Source organism: Rossellomorea sp. YZS02, from assembly GCF_033963925.1.
Taxonomy (GTDB): domain Bacteria; phylum Bacillota; class Bacilli; order Bacillales; family Bacillaceae_B; genus Rossellomorea.
In genome coordinates this window covers 120467-137941 of sequence record NZ_JAXBLY010000002.1, presented here as the reverse complement: position 1 = coordinate 137941, position 17475 = coordinate 120467, and the positions used below count along the sequence as shown (strand labels likewise).

General features: G+C 44.6%; 19 protein-coding genes. 10 read left to right on the top strand and 9 right to left on the bottom strand.

Annotated elements, in window-relative coordinates; translation table 11 throughout:
* Nucleotides 1–90 precede the first annotated feature (90 nt).
* From spxA to SLH55_RS02880, 3 genes are all read left to right on the top strand, one after another.
* Nucleotides 91–486 (top strand): transcriptional regulator SpxA, encoded by a 396-nt coding sequence (gene spxA, locus SLH55_RS02890; protein ID WP_219167215.1) that lies wholly within the window; start codon nucleotides 91–93, stop codon nucleotides 484–486.
* A 72-nt stretch (nucleotides 487–558) separates the two neighbouring features.
* Nucleotides 559–975 carry an RrF2 family transcriptional regulator gene (locus tag SLH55_RS02885; RefSeq protein WP_219167214.1) on the top strand — a complete coding sequence of 139 codons (417 nt, stop codon included), beginning with the start codon at nucleotides 559–561 and terminating at the stop codon, nucleotides 973–975.
* A 58-nt stretch (nucleotides 976–1033) separates the two neighbouring features.
* On the top strand, nucleotides 1034–1366 hold the full coding sequence (locus SLH55_RS02880) for an IDEAL domain-containing protein (protein WP_219167213.1): 333 nt from the start codon (nucleotides 1034–1036) through the stop codon (nucleotides 1364–1366).
* 78 nt (nucleotides 1367–1444) lie between these two features.
* Here the strand turns inward: SLH55_RS02880 and SLH55_RS02875 are convergent, their stop codons facing one another.
* Together SLH55_RS02875 and SLH55_RS02870 are read right to left on the bottom strand one after the other, a co-directional pair.
* Nucleotides 1445–1801, bottom strand: a complete 357-nt coding sequence (locus SLH55_RS02875) for a hypothetical protein (RefSeq protein ID WP_320322565.1) — start codon at nucleotides 1799–1801, stop codon at nucleotides 1445–1447.
* Nucleotides 1801–2025: a DUF2651 family protein gene (locus SLH55_RS02870; RefSeq protein ID WP_320322741.1), complete on the bottom strand. Its 225-nt coding sequence runs from the start codon at nucleotides 2023–2025 to the stop codon at nucleotides 1801–1803. The genes SLH55_RS02875 and SLH55_RS02870 overlap by 1 nt, the downstream gene beginning before the upstream one ends.
* 195 nt (nucleotides 2026–2220) lie before the next feature.
* On the opposite strand from SLH55_RS02870, the gene SLH55_RS02865 reads away from it, so the two are divergent.
* From SLH55_RS02865 to SLH55_RS02855, 3 genes are all read left to right on the top strand, one after another.
* The gene (locus SLH55_RS02865) at nucleotides 2221–3234 is read left to right on the top strand and encodes a C45 family peptidase (RefSeq protein ID WP_320322564.1); all 1014 of its coding nucleotides are present in this window, start codon (nucleotides 2221–2223) and stop codon (nucleotides 3232–3234) included.
* A 199-nt stretch (nucleotides 3235–3433) separates the two neighbouring features.
* Nucleotides 3434–5173: an ABC transporter ATP-binding protein gene (locus SLH55_RS02860; RefSeq protein WP_320322563.1), complete on the top strand. Its 1740-nt coding sequence runs from the start codon at nucleotides 3434–3436 to the stop codon at nucleotides 5171–5173.
* Nucleotides 5170–6948, top strand: coding sequence for an ABC transporter ATP-binding protein (locus SLH55_RS02855; RefSeq protein WP_320322562.1), 1779 nt, complete (start codon nucleotides 5170–5172; stop codon nucleotides 6946–6948). Before SLH55_RS02860 ends, SLH55_RS02855 begins: the two co-directional genes overlap by 4 nt.
* 124 nt (nucleotides 6949–7072) lie before the next feature.
* Here the strand turns inward: SLH55_RS02855 and SLH55_RS02850 are convergent, their stop codons facing one another.
* Nucleotides 7073–7276, bottom strand: a complete 204-nt coding sequence (locus tag SLH55_RS02850; protein WP_320322561.1) for an IDEAL domain-containing protein — start codon at nucleotides 7274–7276, stop codon at nucleotides 7073–7075.
* A gap of 151 nt (nucleotides 7277–7427) precedes the next feature.
* On the opposite strand from SLH55_RS02850, the gene SLH55_RS02845 reads away from it, so the two are divergent.
* Both SLH55_RS02845 and SLH55_RS02840 read left to right on the top strand, forming a co-directional pair.
* A complete protein-coding gene (locus tag SLH55_RS02845) occupies nucleotides 7428–8138 on the top strand; it encodes an SDR family NAD(P)-dependent oxidoreductase (RefSeq protein WP_320322560.1) in 711 nt (236 codons plus the stop codon).
* A 14-nt stretch (nucleotides 8139–8152) separates the two neighbouring features.
* The gene (locus SLH55_RS02840; protein ID WP_320322559.1) at nucleotides 8153–8512 is read left to right on the top strand and encodes a MerR family transcriptional regulator; all 360 of its coding nucleotides are present in this window, start codon (nucleotides 8153–8155) and stop codon (nucleotides 8510–8512) included.
* A 45-nt stretch (nucleotides 8513–8557) separates the two neighbouring features.
* Here SLH55_RS02840 and SLH55_RS02835 read toward each other — a convergent pair whose 3' ends face one another.
* From SLH55_RS02835 to asnB, 6 genes are all read right to left on the bottom strand, one after another.
* Nucleotides 8558–8926, bottom strand: coding sequence for a hypothetical protein (locus tag SLH55_RS02835; protein ID WP_219167206.1), 369 nt, complete (start codon nucleotides 8924–8926; stop codon nucleotides 8558–8560).
* A gap of 122 nt (nucleotides 8927–9048) precedes the next feature.
* Complete coding sequence (locus SLH55_RS02830; protein ID WP_219167205.1) at nucleotides 9049–9849, bottom strand: YibE/F family protein; 801 nt, start codon at nucleotides 9847–9849, stop codon at nucleotides 9049–9051.
* The gene (locus SLH55_RS02825) at nucleotides 9846–10967 is read right to left on the bottom strand and encodes a YibE/F family protein (RefSeq protein ID WP_320322558.1); all 1122 of its coding nucleotides are present in this window, start codon (nucleotides 10965–10967) and stop codon (nucleotides 9846–9848) included. Before SLH55_RS02825 ends, SLH55_RS02830 begins: the two co-directional genes overlap by 4 nt.
* A gap of 300 nt (nucleotides 10968–11267) precedes the next feature.
* Nucleotides 11268–11600 (bottom strand): SdpI family protein, encoded by a 333-nt coding sequence (locus tag SLH55_RS02820; RefSeq protein WP_320322557.1) that lies wholly within the window; start codon nucleotides 11598–11600, stop codon nucleotides 11268–11270.
* A 14-nt stretch (nucleotides 11601–11614) separates the two neighbouring features.
* The gene (locus SLH55_RS02815; protein WP_320322556.1) at nucleotides 11615–13315 is read right to left on the bottom strand and encodes an alpha/beta fold hydrolase; all 1701 of its coding nucleotides are present in this window, start codon (nucleotides 13313–13315) and stop codon (nucleotides 11615–11617) included.
* Between the two features lie 341 nt (nucleotides 13316–13656).
* The gene (gene asnB, locus SLH55_RS02810) at nucleotides 13657–15480 is read right to left on the bottom strand and encodes an asparagine synthase (glutamine-hydrolyzing) (protein ID WP_320322555.1); all 1824 of its coding nucleotides are present in this window, start codon (nucleotides 15478–15480) and stop codon (nucleotides 13657–13659) included.
* A gap of 393 nt (nucleotides 15481–15873) precedes the next feature.
* Between asnB and SLH55_RS02805 the strand changes: the two genes are divergently transcribed.
* Together SLH55_RS02805 and SLH55_RS02800 are read left to right on the top strand one after the other, a co-directional pair.
* Nucleotides 15874–16677, top strand: a complete 804-nt coding sequence (locus SLH55_RS02805) for an STAS domain-containing protein (protein ID WP_307513799.1) — start codon at nucleotides 15874–15876, stop codon at nucleotides 16675–16677.
* Between the two features lie 152 nt (nucleotides 16678–16829).
* Nucleotides 16830–17387 carry a hypothetical protein gene (locus SLH55_RS02800; RefSeq protein WP_320322554.1) on the top strand — a complete coding sequence of 186 codons (558 nt, stop codon included), beginning with the start codon at nucleotides 16830–16832 and terminating at the stop codon, nucleotides 17385–17387.
* Nucleotides 17388–17475: the final 88 nt, after the last annotated feature.

Sequence of the window (17475 nt, the reverse complement as noted above, 5' to 3'; positions counted from 1 at the left end):
ATTATTACAGTGTGCCCGGAAGAAGGGTAATATTTTTTAAATTATAACTGTTACTTTTTTTATTACATTTAACGAGGAGTGTGTAAACACATGGTCAATCTATTTCTGACACCAAGCTGTACGTCCTGCCGGAAAGCGAGAGCGTGGCTTGAGGAGCATTCAATCGAATACGTGGAGCGTAACATGCTGACAGAACCGTTGACACCTGATGAGATCAAATCGATTCTGCGCCTGACCGAAAATGGGACAGAGGACATCATTTCCAAACAATCAAAGGCGTACCAGGAGTTAAAGGTCGACATTGATTCGTTGCCACTCCAGGATTTATATACATTGATTAAAGAAAATCCACTTATTTTGAAAAGACCGATCATGCTGGATGAGAAAAGACTGCAGATTGGCTATAATGATGAAGAAATTCGTAGTTTTCTTCCAAGGAAAATACGTAATTTCGAATACAATGAGCTGCAAAAACTGGCCAATTAACCAAATCCGGATTCTTGACAGTCTAAACTGTAAAAGTTACCATTACAGTAATATCCGTGAAGGAGGCAGGCCATGAATAGCGACTTTACATTAGCCATCCATAGTTTAACGTACCTGGCCCTGCAAACGGACCGCATGTCGACAAGCGATGCAATTTCGGAAAGTGCAGGAGTCCATCCCGTCCGAATTCGCAAAGTCCTTAGTCTCTTGAAGAAGCAGGGATTCATCGCATCCAAAGAAGGCACAGGCGGGGGATTCATCTTTGCCAGGGAACTCAGTGACATCAATCTTTGGGATATTTATAAAATCACGTCAGAAGGTGCCCTGCAGCCTAAATGCACGGCTTCAAATGACAAGTGTCTCGTAGGGGCAAACATGAAAAATGTCTTATTTCAGATTTTCCTTGGGGCAGAAGAAAAGCTTGGGGACTATCTAAAAGACTACACGATCAAAGATATCATTGAAATGATCAATCAGGAGAAAGCGTAAAAGCTTTCTGGCCATATAAATGTAACAAATAACATTACAGTTGAAAGGGTGAAAAGATATGTCAAACGAACAAGGTATCCTACAAGTGGGAGATTGGATTAAAGGAACATTGCTTACGGGTGAACTGATCATCGGCTATGTCGAGAACCTTGACAATCAGGGTGGCGGCGTAAAAGCGAAGATCGTAACCAGTGATAATAAGACAATCGAAGGAAGAAGTCTTCCCCTACTAAACAGGCAGGTCAATAAAATCCCGGATACACATGTGAAAAATAAAGAACAAATTCAATTCCTGATCGACCTGGCACTTGAAACAGGGGATCAAGAGTGGTTCCTGGAACTGACAGCTAAATTGAACGCTATGCGGGAACTTGCCGAGAGTGTTAAATGAATATTTTATATGAAAGCTGAAGAGGTGGATTCTTCAGCTTTTTTTCTATATGTGAAAAAATGTCAGGTCCGGGATCTGCTATCCCTGCTTGAAGAAAATCATCCCCACTACCCACATCACAACGATGGTACAGCCTGCAAACTGACCTGCATGAACGTAAGGCATAATGAGGTCACCCAGATCTCGAATTGGTTCGGGAGGAAATAAAGAAATTCCAAAGGATGCAAATGTAAAATATAACAATCCTGTAATAACTGAAACCATTAGAATTTCTACTCCACCCCATTTCCTCTTGATTCCCCAGAATAGAAAAACAGCAGTGGTGATCAAGAGTGAACAGGCAAAGGATACCCATAATCCGGCTACCATCCGAGTGGCCATAAAAGCAGATAATGAGAGTAAACTGAACGACAATCCCCGAAGAAGATTCTCCATCATGATCCCTTTCTTTCTTTAAAGATTTTTACCACTGAGCCTGAAAGAAAAGCCAGAGAAGTGTAAACAAAAACCCATATCAGAAATGAATCATTGAATACAGTATACGTGGCAAAAAGCGACCCAAGAAAGACAATCAAAGGTGGCACGAATATATTTTTAAAGAGGAAATAACCAACGATACCAATGAGCAGTGAGAGAACCGGAAATCCAATTAGAACCATGAACATAATATCCATAAGGAGTCACCAACCTTTTAGTGTAATTTTACACATAAAGGATATATTTATCAATTATTTCTTTTAGATCATTTTAGGGATACTCTGACTAACAACCGTAAGTATCTGTTTGAAGCAAGCACAAAATGACAGGTAGTTTCCTATTAGGAAGGATATGATGGAATCCTGGGAGGTTTTTATATGTCTACATTTAATGTAAGGATCCTTCAACTAAGGGGGAGTTCCTTTCAAATCGGGTTACAGACAGGGGTAGAGCTTAAAAACACCGGAATTCTACACGTGTTGAATTCCATAACGAAGCAGGAGATCGACTACCTTAGCATGAAATCGATCTATACCTCCTTTGCTCCGCATTTGCTGGAGGAGCTGGAAGGTCTGGCTGAAGGATTAGGGATATCCTCAAAAAGGGCGGCTGCTTTACTGAGTGGTTACGATGTGCCAAAGACAGAGGCAATGGGTTGCTCAACGCTTATGACAAGCGACTACTATGTGAGGAATTATGATTTTTCCCCTGATTTTTATGATGGGATTTTTAGCTGTGTTCAATCGGATACCGCTTTAGCATCTGCGGGTTACAATCTTCAAGTCCTGGGAAGGCATGATGGAGTGAATGAGAAGGGGCTTTCGATGGGCTTACACTTCGTCAGCCACCAGGGGTATAGAAAAGGAGTCTCACCTTGGGCGGCCATACGGATGGTTCTGGAAACCTGCTCTTCCGTTGAAGAAGCGGTTACCATGTTGAAAGAAATCCCTCACAGTGCCTGTTATAATTTTTCCCTTGGAGATTGTGATGGAAAGATGGCCAAAGTGGAGGCGATTCCAGAGCGGGTGACGGTCCGGTCCGGTGAATACTTCCTCTCTTGCGTGAACCACTTCCAGGAGGATCAAATGACGAGCAATAATCGTCCATCCATTGAAGGTTCCATTCAGAGAAATAAGCATCTGCTGAGCTTGAAAGGGAAGAGGTGGTCTCATGATCAAATGTTCCACCATTTCAAGAGTGAGGAATCGCCTATATTCTTTACGGATTATGAACAACTTTTTGGAACACTTCACACCTTCTCTTATTCCTATCGGGATTCTAGAATCCTTACAGGCATTGCAGGGGGCAGGGACATTCTTGATGTGAACTTTCAGGACTGGGTGAATGGAAAGGACATTCTTGAAGAGAGACTCAGTGGTTTTATTAAATGAATGAAAAAAGATGATCCCAAATCAAAACGGGATCATCTTTTTTTCATTCAAAAGTCGTAGAATCCTTCTATCCAAAGGGCGGAAGATGGGAATGGAGATGGTGAATATACTGATAGTATAACGACTATTTCATGAATTCAAATTATAGTGAATATTTTCATTGGTTGGTATAAAATAGAATTTTGTGAGGGGGTTCAACATGAACTTATTAAAAACAACTTTAAACCATTTTAAACCCTATTGGAAAAAGCTATTGGTGGCAGTTCTGTTTTCCGTTATAGGCGGGCTTTTTACGATTGTGCCTTCGATTCTCGTGAAGAGGCTTGTCGATGACGTCATTGTCGGCGGGGACTTGAATTTCTTGGTGTGGGTCGTATCCGGAATTCTTGGTGCGTATCTCGGAAAATCCCTGTTCGAGACGATGCAGGAATACGTGCAGGTGAAAATCGGGCTCGATGTGATCACGGATATGCAGATCCGGGCGTTCCGAAAGCTTCACCGGACACCGATGTCCTTCTTCTCGAAGACTCCGAGGGGGGATATGCTCTTCCGTCTGACCCATGACGTGGAGTCGATCCAAAACCTGAATAATACAGTCGTTCCACGTATTCTGCAGCAGGTTGTGGGGGCGATTGCTGCTTTTTCTACGGTATTTGTTTTATTTTGGCCGGCTGCCATCGTGATGTTCTCCGTGTTTGCCATATACATCGTACCTTCCTTTACCCTGGGCAAAAAGATGCGGAAGATGAGCGCCGTCCAGCGGGAGATGAGTGCGGATATGTATCAGCACTTGCAGGAGAGTATTGAAAGTGTGAGATTGGTGCGGACCTACCAAACACAGGATGTGGAAGTGGGAACCCAGGAGAAGAAGCTTTCAGATTGGAAACAATTCTCGATTCGGGCTGCCCTGATTGGAAAGGTGAACTGGCGCCTGGGGAATCTCTTTAATATCGCTGCACCCGGTGTGGTGATGCTGGTCGGTGGTTGGGCAATCTGGGACGGGACCATCACAGTTGGTACTCTCGTTGCCTGCTTGAGCTTCATTCCAATCATGTTTTTGCCGGTAAGATCCATGGCAGAGCATGCCTTGACGATTCAGCAGGCGATTCCTGCCCTGCAGCGAATCTATGAATATTTCGATCTGCCGGAGGAACATGAGGAGGAGCTTCCTTCTTTTGGTGCAGTCAAAGGAAAGATAGACTTAGAGAATTTATGGTTTTCATATCCCGGGAGTGATAAACAGGTCCTGAAAGGGGTTTCCTTATCCCTTGATCAGGGGAATCACATCGGGATTGTCGGAACAAGCGGAGGAGGGAAGAGTACGCTGGTCCAGCTGTTACTCGGTCTCTATGAACCGCAGCAGGGTTCGGTGATGATTGATGATAAGAATTTATTTGAATATAACCGGAACAGCTTCCGTCAGCAGGTGGGTGTCGTGTCTCAGGAAACGTTTCTGTTAAATAGTACGCTGCGTCAGAATCTGTTGTACGGTAAACCTGATGCTTCAACAGAAGAACTGAATCAAGCTGTTCAGGCAGCGGGATTGAAAGAGTTGATTGATTCTCTTGATGAGGGGTACGAAACAATCGTCGGAGAGCGTGGATTGAAGCTTTCGGGCGGTCAGCGGCAGAGGGTTGCCCTTGCTCGTGCAATCCTGAGACAGCCCCCAGTATTGATCTTCGATGAAGCGACTTCATCCCTGGACGGGGAAACGGAAGAACGGGTGCAGGCTTCCTTGGAAAAGCTGATTCCCGGCAGAACAACCATCACCATCGCCCACCGTCTCGTAACGGTGAGAAATGCCGATGTGATCATTCTCCTCGATGGAGGCGTTGTAGCTGAAAAAGGGACCCATGAAGAGCTGCTTCTCTTGAATGGCAAGTATTATGAATTATACAGGGCTCAATATAGCGAGCTTGAAAAGGAGATGATCGGATGACGGCCACGACAAGTAAGAATCGTGACGGAAGAAGGGTATTAAGCTTTCTTCGTCCATATAAAAAATGGGTCATCGCAGACTCCGTCGTCATTGCCATCAGCCAGGTGTTCTCGGCACTGATCCCGACACTCGCCCTCAGCTGGCTCGTGGATACGATCATCCCGAACGAACACTATAACTGGCTTTGGGGACTTATGTGGCTTCTGATTTTATCTGCGGTACTGGATCTGGTCATGATGGTCATCGACGAGTATTTCTGCCATCAGACTGCGAAGACCGTGACGAACTGGCAAAAGCTGCGTCTGTTCCGGCATTTGCAGGTTGTTCCATATTCGTTTTATCATCATAATTCCACAGGGGAAATGCTTGCGAGGGTGTCCGATGATCCGGATACACTTCATAATTTCCTTGCTTGGGAAGGGTCGACCTTTATGGCAAGCGTGCAGGGAGTATTCATCTACAGTTTGGTGCTGTTATGGATTCATCCTTACTTGATGATTACTAGCGTCGTCCTCGGTGTGATTTTCTATTGGACTTCTAATATGGTAGGGGCAAGGACCCGGTTGGCTTCAGCGGATGCCCGTCAAGAAGCATCGAGATATCTTGAAAGATTGAGAGAATCGGTGACAGGCATTCATCTGTCACGGGTCATGGGGGTGTCGGACAGTGAAGTGGACAGTGTCATCTCCATCCGGGACAGCTTCGTAAAGCATTCGGTCAAAGAATTGAAAGCAAGGATGCAGTCGGTGGTAGTGATCGCCAGCTATAACGGATTTGCCCTTGGATTAGTCTATTTAATCAGTACATTATTAATCTGGAATCAAGGTTTAACCAGCGGACAGATGTTGACAGCAGGAGGTCTTGTAACGATTGCGGCGAATGAAATGCAGCGTCTTCTCAGGAACTGGTTGTCCGTGAGACGAACGGGTCCTGCACTGGATCGTTCTGAGATTCTGCTTGCAGAAGAAGTGTCAGAAGCAGAGGTGTCTAAGGGCATACGGGGTGAACGGGCAAGTGGAAGCATCCGACTCCAGGATGTAGCGTTCGCTTATCCGGGGAAAGAAGAAAATGTGTTAAAAGGCGTGTCCTTTACAGTGGGTGCCGGTGAGAAGTGGGCACTGGTCGGGCCGAGTGGGTCCGGAAAATCCACAATTGTCGATCTGTTATTCAAGCTCTACGATACGGGAGTCGGACGGATTGAAGTGGATGGCCGGGATATCCGTGAGTGGGATACGGCATGGCTTCGTTCACAAATGGCGATCGTGACCCAGGACGTCATGCTCCGCAGCGGAACATTAGCAGATAACCTGCGGATCGGGAAGCGGGATGCGACGGATGAAGAACTTCTGAAAGCACTGGCGGACAGTGGACTCGGTGAACTCATCGACACGTTACCAGAAGGACTCAATACTTCCGTAGGTGAAAGGGGAAGCCTGCTTTCAGGTGGACAGAAGCAGCGTTTGTCCCTGGCGAGGGCGCTATTAAAAAATGCCCCGATTTTAATCCTTGATGAAGCGAGCTCGGCCCTTGACCCCATCACGGAAACAAAGATCAATGAAGCCGTGCTACGGGCAGGGAAGAACCAAACGATCATCATTGTTTCTCATCGCCTATCAACGGTGCTGTCTGCAGATCAAATTGTCGTGCTTGAGGATGGCCGAATTGTCGAGCAAGGGAAGCATGGGGATCTGTTACAAAATCAATCCGGTGTGTACTCCCGACTATTTGGCAGGGAAGCGGAGATCGGCGGAGCGACGATTGATTATGTATCATAATGTGAAGTGCCTAAAAGGGTGCCCAGTGGGAGCGGGCATCAGGATGTAACTAAAACATAAAAAGGACAACAATCCTGCTAAACAAAGCAAGAGAGTTGTCCTTTTTTTATTCAAATGAATTTAATTATCCCGCATTCTGAATCTGCTTTAATTCCTCCGTCAAGCGCAGGAACTCTTTTTTATTTCGTTTGTGTAATGCCTGGTCAATACCTTGCGCGATTTGCTCTTTCCGAAATGTTAGCAATGCCTCGTCCAATATCATTTCTGCAAATAGGGAATCCATGTGATTTACATCAGACTGTGGTGAGTTAAGCAAATACTTCTTCATGAAAATCAGCTCCTTGACCTTTTTTCTATTATACTAACCATTTATAGAATATTCAAACATTTTATCAAAAAAATATTCTTGCCCTCAACCTTGGTTCAGGGTGTATTCTTCATTTATAATCACAAAAACGAATTAAATGGAGGAAAGACATATGACAAAATATGCTTTGGTAACAGGGGCGAATAAAGGAATTGGATATGAGGTCGTTCGACAGCTGGCGGAGAATGGGTTTGAAGTTTTCTTAGGAGCACGGAACGAGGAGCTGGGGAAGAAAGCGGTGGAGTCCCTTGGCAAATCGAATGTAACATTCGTTCAATTGGATATCGCTAGTTCACAATCCATTCAGGACTCAGTCCGTACTATTGAGGGAGTGACGGATCACCTTGATGTATTAATTAATAATGCCGGTATTGCACTTGATTTCAACATTCAACCGAGTGAAGTGGAAGTCGGGATGCTTCGTGACATCTTTGATGTGAACTTCTTTGGGACATTTCAAATGATGCAAGCGTATCTGCCCTTATTGAAAAAAGCCGAGGGAAGTAAAATGGTGAACGTCACAACGGATATGGCGTCACAGACCATGTTCGACAATGGGGATGTCCATCCACTCAATATCCTCGGATATAATTCTTCCAAGACGGCTGTGAACTCATTGACATTATCCTTCAGTAAAGAACTGGGCAGCGAAGGTCCTGATGTCTTCGGTGTGACACCTGGTTTCACTTCTACTGATTTAAACGGAAATGCCCCTGGCGGGAAAACGACGGCCGAAGGGGCAGAAGTCATAGTGAAATACGCTTTGAGTGAGACTAACTATCATGGTAAAATCCTTAATAACAACGGGGTTATTCCTTGGTAGAAGGAAGGAAGACAATGGACTATTCGATTGGGCAAGTTGCAAAGATGAACAATATGACGATCTCTCAGCTTCATTACTACGATCGGCAAGGGCTGTTACCCTTTATAAACCGGACGGAAAATGGCGATCGGACTTTCGATGAAGGTTCCCTTAAGTTCCTCGAGATGATCCTCTGTCTGAAAAATACGGGGATGCCGATCAAAATGATAAGGGAATTTGTTCAGTGGACGATGGATGGGGAGCAAACTCTGCCTGAACGTATGGAGATGATGCTCGAGCAGGAACAAAACGTCCGTCAGCAGATAAGGGACATGGAAGCAAATCTTGAGAAGATCCAAATGAAAATCAGAAGATACGAAAATGAAATGAACTAACTGGAAAACCCCGACTCTATTTAAGAATCGGGGTTTTCCGTCACTCTATTTATCAAAGAAAAGTAAGGACTTAAGAGGATTTTTGAACGTCTTCTTCGTTGCTTCATAATCGAACACGCCGCTGTTACATTCCTCTACTTCTCCAAATCCGATGAAATTCATCCTCATGTCCCTGGAGAGATTCCGTGCGTATTCCCATTCTCCCCATTTTTCAAATAGGTTCACTTGCAGTTCATGGGCCTTCAATTGGCTTTTGAGTGTTAGCGTGCTATCATCCTGTTCCTTTGTGAATTCTTCCACTTCCCCGAACTTGTTCAGGATGAAATCGATCTCTTCCTGCAGCTTATCCGGTGCGTTCTCGTATTCTTCTGATAAGTTGATTTGACAGTTAATGCGGATTTTCATTTTACCCATTCATATTCCTCCATTCTCGTTTCTCCTTATCTACTTTTACGGATGAGGGACAGTAGAGGTTTCAATCGTTTCTGCCATTCATCATAAATAAGTGTCGGAATGAATTCCAATGATATCCATTTTCATTTGTCGACCGGTGATTCGTCCGGGACAGGGGACCTGTCCCTTTGTCCCGTCTTCACCAGGTAATAGGCTGTAATGGCGGAGGTGACGGGGATTGCCAGGGCCACTCCGAGTCCGGCTGAGCCGATGAAAATCATTTCAGAGGTGAACACTTTGGAGTTGACGATGTCCCCGATGGAATAAGAAAGATCTTTGAACCAGATCAGGAGTCCCATGTATCCCCCGAAGAAGGCGAAGAATAGCGTATTGGCGCTTGTACCCAAGATATCTCTTCCAAGCTTGATTCCTGATGTGAATAAATCCTTCCGGCTGATCCCGGGATTGTGATAGGCGATTTCCCTCATGGGAGAGGAAATGGATATCGTGACATCGATGATCGCCCCAATCGTGCTCATGATGATCATGGACGCACCGATCTTGACGAAGTCCACTCCGACATACAGGGAGAAGGCGCCGATCTCTTCGGTTTCTTCCTCACTGAAACCCTGAATCATGGCGGCATCGGTCAACTCCAGTATGAAGAAGATCAAAGCACCTGTCGTCACGATCGTAGAGATGAAAGCAGTCACGGTCTTGATGTTGATTTCACTGATATAAAACAAGGAAATACAGCTGATCAAGATGCACGCGATCAACGTCAAGATGATCGGATTCATGTCCGGATCATTCATCATGATGATGGTGAGCAGGAGCACTCCTGTATTCAGGAATAATGCCACAAAGGACCTTGCTCCTTTCTTCCCGCCGACTGCGACCATCAGTGTGAATAGAATGATGGTAAGCCATACTTGGACGGTCATGCTTTCACCCGCTTTCTGTTCACAAAGAAAATGGCTGTATAAATGCCGATCGGAATGGCCAGCACAATCCCGATGCCTCCTGTGAGGGCCCTCGTCATTTCGAGGGAAAGATTCATGGAAAGGGTGAACCCGAGCGGTGAGGCATTTTTAAAATATAGGATAAGCATGGGAATCCCGCCGCTGATATAGACGAAGAACAGGATGTTGGTCATCGTCCCCATAATATCCTTTCCAATATCAAAGCCTGACGTTCTCAGTGCTTTAGTCGAAATGTCCGGATTTTTTTCGTAAAGTCCGAAGATCGAGGAAGATAAGGTGATTGCGACATCCATCACCGCCCCGAGGCATCCGACAAGTATGCCCGCCATGAATACTAGTTGATAAGGTCGGGTGAGGTACTGCATTTCCTCATACCGGAGTCCGTCCCCTGCTGTGAAACGGATGACAATATAGCTGATAAGAAGCGTCAGGAACGTACCGATCAGAGTGGCAACCACCGCTGCATACGTCTTCTCATTGAATCCATTCACGAACAGGAGGGAGACGAGGGTGAAGGCAATCACCCCAACGCTGCAAGCGAGCAGCAAGCCCACTTTTTCTGAGTTTAGGTAAACATCCAATGCATAAGAAAGAATTAGTGCATTGACCCCGAGGGTGATCAGGGAGAACAGACCTTGTTTTTTTCCTACAATCAAGAGGAACACGATGAATGCCCAGGTCATGATCATGAGATATTGATCACGCTTCACATCTTCTATATGCCCATTCAATGCTTTATTCTTTTTTCCTCCGGGATCGATGGAGACGAATAATTCATTCCCCGGTTCGTATCGCTGATCGTTGGCACCGGACATGGAGTATTTATTCGATAAAAGGATCGTCTCCCCTTTATACTGGCCGTTTTTCATTACAGCTTCCAGCTGTTGTATGTATACCCGGTCCTTATTACCGGTCGTATCTTCCATATCTGTTGTTTCTATTATCGTTGAGTCCGTCACTTCCGCAATAGGTCGGTCATACAGACCCTGATTGTGGTTGACGAAGTACAATGAAGCGAAAACACAGACTGCCAGGAAGGGAAATAATAGCAGTGTCCTATATTTTTTAATGATTATCACGTTTCATCCTCCAACTCCTGGATGAATATTTCATCCAAATCGTAATCATTATTCCATATCGGCAGGGATTACGCAAAGGTGGACATGAAAAAAAGTGTCCATATAATATGAACACTTCAGGAGAAGATTGTCACGCCGCATTACATGCGTTACGCCAATCATATGAATGTGATTTCTCACCTTCTATTTCAATATAAAGTATGAAACGGGTTTCAGAACAAGGGGAAATCAAAAAAATCGTCTTGAAGAAAAGGGAATCCGGTATGTAGGGGGACGGATCTCCTTTGATACAGGTAATGATTACAGCTTTTTAGCAAAAACGAAAGTTCCTACAACAGGTGGAACGAGCCACATACACGGAAAAAAAATCAGAACAACCTCAGCTGTTTCCGTAAAAGGGGGCAAGAACAGAAAGACGATTCCGGCAAGGAATAAAGGGACGGACCATACGATCATCTGCAAGGCCCCATACCGATTAACCTTATACCAGGCTTCATCAGATTCGAATGATTTTGAAATCCTGATACCATAATACGTATTCATCTTGATTTTTCCTAAAAGTAATGGGATGCTGATACCGATAAACAGGAGGGAAGCACTCATATTTGTGAGCGATACGCCAATATTACTCATTTAAAAAAGCCTCTCTATCTTTGGAGGCGGCACTCATGATCTGCCTCCACCAACCCATCCAAAAATCTGCGGATTTCTTCGTTAGCCCGCATTTCATTCTTTTTCTTAGAAAAACCATGACCTTCGTCATGAAACACAAGATACTCAACAGCGACCCCTTTGTTTTTTAATTCATTCACAATTCTCTCAGACTCCTCAGTCTTCACCCTCGGATCGTTCTCGCCGTGGATGATGAACATCGGAGAATTCATATGGTCGATATAAGTAATAGGTGAATCTCTTACAAGCTTCTCATAGTCTGATTCGGGATTTCCCACCATTTGATCCATCAGGGTTCTCCAACTAGCCGGGACATTGTTCAGGAAGGTTAATAGATTCGATATGCCGAATAAGTCGACAATTCCACAGAAATACTCAGGATGTCGTCCAGCGAGAAGCAGACTCATATAACCGCCATAGCTTCCACCCATCGCCACGATCTTGCCCTTTTCAGCGATACCCTCCTGTATAAGCCATTCCATCCCAGCCACACAGTCGTGTCGAGGTCCGTCCCCCCAGTCCTGTTCGACCATCTTCTCGAATGTTGCTCCGTAGCATTTACTGCCCCTGAAATTGGGGGCGAAGAAGGTGTAGCCGCTTTGGACGAGGTACTGAATGACAGGTCTGTATATCATACGCTCTGCTTTCTGGGGTCCCCCATGCGGCCAGAGGATGGTGACTCCATTCCCATTCTTCGGTTTGTACAGCAGGGCTTCGATTTCCAGGCCATCATGGCTTTCGTAGTGAACGATTTCCGGTTTAATCATGTTTCCTTCAGGAACGCCAAGCACTTTGGTATTCGTCACCTGTGTCCAGCTTCCGTTCGTATCCCTTTTGAAAATGGTATCCGTTTTGTCAGCTGAAATTCCAAGCACAAAGAGGTTTCCGTTTTTAGTGACCATAATTTTTTTGACGACATCGCAGGGGGTATCGAGTCTCTCTCCCTCACCTGTCGACAAATCATAGACATAAAGATGATCCTTTACGCCTTTTTCCGACGTCATGACAATCGTATTCGATTGTTGATGGAACTGGATTGAAGTGATTTCTTCTTTATCTAATGTAAAAAGGGGGTGGAATTCATAGGTTGAAAGGTTAAAAGAAGCCAGGTATGAAAATTCTCTTCCATAGTTCGTTGTGAAATAAATAACATCCTTGGTCATGTGTACATCCTTGATTGTATGTGTGGTCTTAGTATCTGGTACCAGGGGCAATTTCGTTTCACCAGTCTGGTAAAAAGCAGTGGCATGGGTGTTGGAGTAGGTCTCTGTAAATACATAAGATCCATCCGACGAGGCAGCGGCCACGACAATCGGAACTTTTTTACCTTGTTGGATAAGGGAGGTGTGGCCCGTTTGTAAATCGGTTTTGTAGATATTCAACAAAGGGTTTTCATGATTGGAAGAGTAATACATTTCCTGATCTGTAAAACAGGCGTGATAACACGTTGAACCAGATTCCTCCTCGTGGAAGGGGATAGGGGTTCCGCCTGATTTGGGCAAATGATGCAATTGGTGATTTTCATCACCATCCTTCTCGAATGTGGCGACGATTTGATTTTGATGGATATGGATGAGACTGCTATTCTGATTGATGGTCGTTAACCGGTAAGGGAACAGGTGGGGAAGATCCATGGCCCAAAGATTAAAGGTCCCGTTAAGGTTCGTGCTGAACACGAGGATGTCTTCGTGTTCATTAATGGTGAAGGTGCTGATTTCAGTAGTGTGGAAATAATGTTCGACTTCAGTTGCAGTGCGGATAGGTCATTCCTCCTTGGAAATTCATTTAGTTATAGGTATATTATTCCATTTGGTGAGGAGGTAGGCAAGATAAAATAAATGAGGGAATGAATCAACCCTGTTACAAATAGTCTGGCTGGACATTCGATGATCAAAAATCTTACATACTTCTACAACTATTTCCCCGGAAATTGATAAATACTTATACAATTCGACGCATCTTCAGCTCCAATGAACAGAAAAAGGAGCCAGGGGACCTGTCCCATGGCTCCTCCAGATTATATCGCCACTTTAATGCTGTACTCTTTCAACCACCCATTTACTTGGATTAAATAATCCAGTAAACCTTTTGCACTGGAATCAGGAAGGCTGCTTTCTCCTGCCGCAATTGTTCTGACTGCCTCTTCATCGATCAACTGGAGAATCGGCGAGGTTGAATCATTCAATATGGAGGTCATCCACTTCTGGACTCCCGCGAGATACGCATCATCCTTTGTACTAGGATAGGCGCTCTTCCGTCTGTTCCGCACATCATCCGGCAAATATCCTTCGAATGCCCGGCGGAGGATACCCTTCTCGACGTCATCGATATTTTTCATCTCGAACGGGATATTCCATAGATATTCGACGAGTCGGTAATCACAGAATGGTACGCGCACTTCAAAGCCCGTCATCATACTCGCACGGTCTTTCCGGTCGAGCATGAACGGAAGGAAGCGGGTGATGAACATATACGACATCCGCCTTTGCTTTGCTTCAACATCAGTTTCGCCTTTTAACAAAGGTAGCTCTGCGAGTGCTTCCTGATAGCGCTGCTTTTGATATTCCTTGATATTCAGTTTATCTTTCAGGTCTTCCTTCAGGACGGCGGCGATTCCTCCGATATTCAGGAGCCATGGGAATACATCGGCATCGAGGAACTCCTGCTGATGGAACCATGGATAACCTGAGAACACTTCATCTGCGGATTCCCCCGACAATGCGACGGTGGCGTCCTTTTTCATTTCCTTAAACAAAAGGTAGAGGGAGGTCTCGATTTCGCCGACTCCCGGCAGGTCCCTTGCACGCATAGGGGTGAGGAGGTTATCCACGAGTTTCTCCGCATCAAATACAATCGAAGTATGATCCGTTCCGACATGTTCGGATACCCGCTTAACCCATGGTTCATCAAGGTCACGTCTCAGGAAATCTTCCTTGAAGCTTTCTTCATTGTTCACGAAATCGATGGAGTAGGTTGGAAGCACCTTGTTTTCCTCCTGGAACTCCTTTCCTGCAATCGCCGTGAGTCCACTTGAATCAAGGCCGCCAGACAGCATGGATACGAGTGGCTTATCCGCGATCAGCTGTCTCTTGACCGTATCTTCAAGTAGTCCGCGAATGGTTTGTACAGTCGTTTCGACATCCTCCGTATGCTCTTTGCTTTCAAGTTTCCAATACTGAACGGTTTCTCGATCATTTCTCGAGACGGTCATGTAATGGCCGGCGCGAACTTCATGTATATCTTTGAAAATGGCTTTCCCAGGTGTCTTCATCGGTCCGAGCCCGAATACTTCAGATAAGCCTTCTGTATCGATTTCTGCCTGGACTTCAGGGTGGGCAAGTAAGGCTTTGATTTCGGAGCCGAACAAAACCTGGTCCTCTTTTATCGTATAAAATAAAGGTTTTACCCCCAAATGGTCACGACCGAGCATAAGCCTTTCTTTTTCCTCATCCCAGATCCCGAAAGCAAAGATGCCGTTGAAATGACGGACACAGTCTTCGCCCCATTCAAGGTAGGCATGCAGTAGCACTTCTGTATCGGAGCTCGTTGTAAATTGATGATTCCTCTCCGTCAGCTCTTTACGGAGCTCCAGATAGTTATAAAGCTCTCCATTATACGTTAAAGCAATCGTGTTCTTACCGTTTTGATAGAGCATGGGCTGTTTACCGCCGTTGGGATCGATGACAATTAATCTGCGATGTCCTAAAGCAGCATGTCCCTTGAGCCAGCTACCCTCTGCATCCGGTCCACGATGTTCAATGGCATCAGTCATATTCTTCAAGGTCCGTCCCTCATTGGTAAGGTCTCTTGTCCAGTCAATCCAGCCTGCAATTCCACACATAATTCATACGCCTTCTTTCTTAGAATAGATTCATGTTGAGCGCTCAACCATGAATTGGGTTTGATGTGTTTGTTTTATGATCCCTGTTACGGGTTCACGTTAAATGGTAAATCTCTTTTCTGGGGAACGTCAAAGAATTATGGTTGGTTTCTGAGAAAAAATGTAAAAGGTCGTTCTTCCTTTCCAGTGAACTCCTAAAAAGACATGTCCTTTGCCTTATTAAAATTGAAGTGGACTTTAGAGCATACTTTTTTCTTTCTTTTATAGGAGGGACATAGTACATTACTCGTATAAGGATAAAAATGATGACTTAAGAGCGGACTATTAAACTATTGAACATCCTTAAAAGAGAGTAGGTCGAATATGCAAGTATCGGAAGAGTTTTATAATTTTATGAGCGAACGAACGTGGCAGTTGACGGAGAATTGGTACGAATCATTGGATAAAAGCGATCCCACTGGCGTATATGCCTCCCAAGATCTTAAAGTGATCCAGACATTGAAGGAACAGAATCATGCGTTCCACGAACGATTCTGTAACCTTTTTAAAGATGTGGATCAGGATACACTATGTAACTTTGAACACTGGATCGAAGAGATTGCCAAGGACGAAGAACACTTGCAAACTCCTACACATTTCATTCTGAGGGAGTTTTTCAGGACCCAGGATCAATATTTAGATATTTTAAAGGAATTCATTCGTTTGCATGGCAATGATTATTCACTTGATGAACTTGAGTCATTAAGAAATATCATCATCAAAACCTTCAGTCTTGTCATCTCCAAATTTGCAGAAGAAAATTACGAGTATTCCCAAAGACGGTTGAATGCCCAGCAGGAAATGATCAGAGAATTGAGTTCTCCGGTCATTTTGTTGAATAAAAAAACCGGTGTCCTGCCTTTGATCGGTGACATTGATACGGGAAGGGCAAGGTACATCCTTGAGAATACTCTGGCAGAGTGTCTCGATAAAAATGTCGAACATCTCTTCATTGATCTATCCGGGGTCATTATGGTAGACACGATGGTTGCCCATCAGCTGTTTCAAATCATCGAAAGCCTGAATTTAATCGGAGTGAAGAGTACGATTTCAGGAATCCGTCCTGAAATTGCCCAAACGGCCATTCAATTGGGGATCTCTTTTGAAAATATTTCCGTGACCTCCACACTTGAACGAGCGTTGAACGAGCAGGGATAGGGAAAGGAACGAGGGACTACATTCCCTCGTTTCTTTCTTTTTTTATTCTTTTTTAGTTTGAAAGCAATTTATATAGGGAATTACCACCATTATAGAGTGAATTTGGTAAGGTAGTCCCTTAGAGGAATTCACCCCAGAAGGAGGGGACACCCATGAAATACGTTAAAGTGATCAGGTATCATCACTATGGGTTTAAATGTGGATCACCGAAATCTGACTGCGTGGATGAACAAAGAAACCCGTTTTTTATCAACCGCGAGGTGCAAAACCTCTTTCATACGGATCAACCGGTTTACACAACCGAAATAGTGCTGCCCAAAGATGCCGACATGGAGTGGTCCGGCTGTTTCTGTTATTTAGAGGAATACAAAACGCCGACTACAGAGAAGCGGAACATCGGTTTTTTGCCCGAGGAGAGTGTCATATGGGTGAGGAACATGAGCCATATGGATGGAGGAACCCCTTACTACAGCCGATCCGTCCATCCTCTTGTGATGGAAGAACAAGGGGATGAAGGGAGCATGATGACGGATACCTGGGTGAAGATGCGTGTAAAAGATGCATTGGAGCGAACCCGTCTATGGAAGGAGAAGAATACCAAACTACCTGATTGGGTCACAGAATGTTACCTGTTAGAAGATCAGGTAAAGAACCTGATCTACCCTTCTGTACAAGAGAAAGCCATGGAATTTTGGTTGACTAAAAATTAGCACACCGAATTGTCTACCTGAATCACTTTTTTGTTATACTACATAGTAGGGAATCTTATAGTTAAGATAAGATCGAAGTGTAACATAC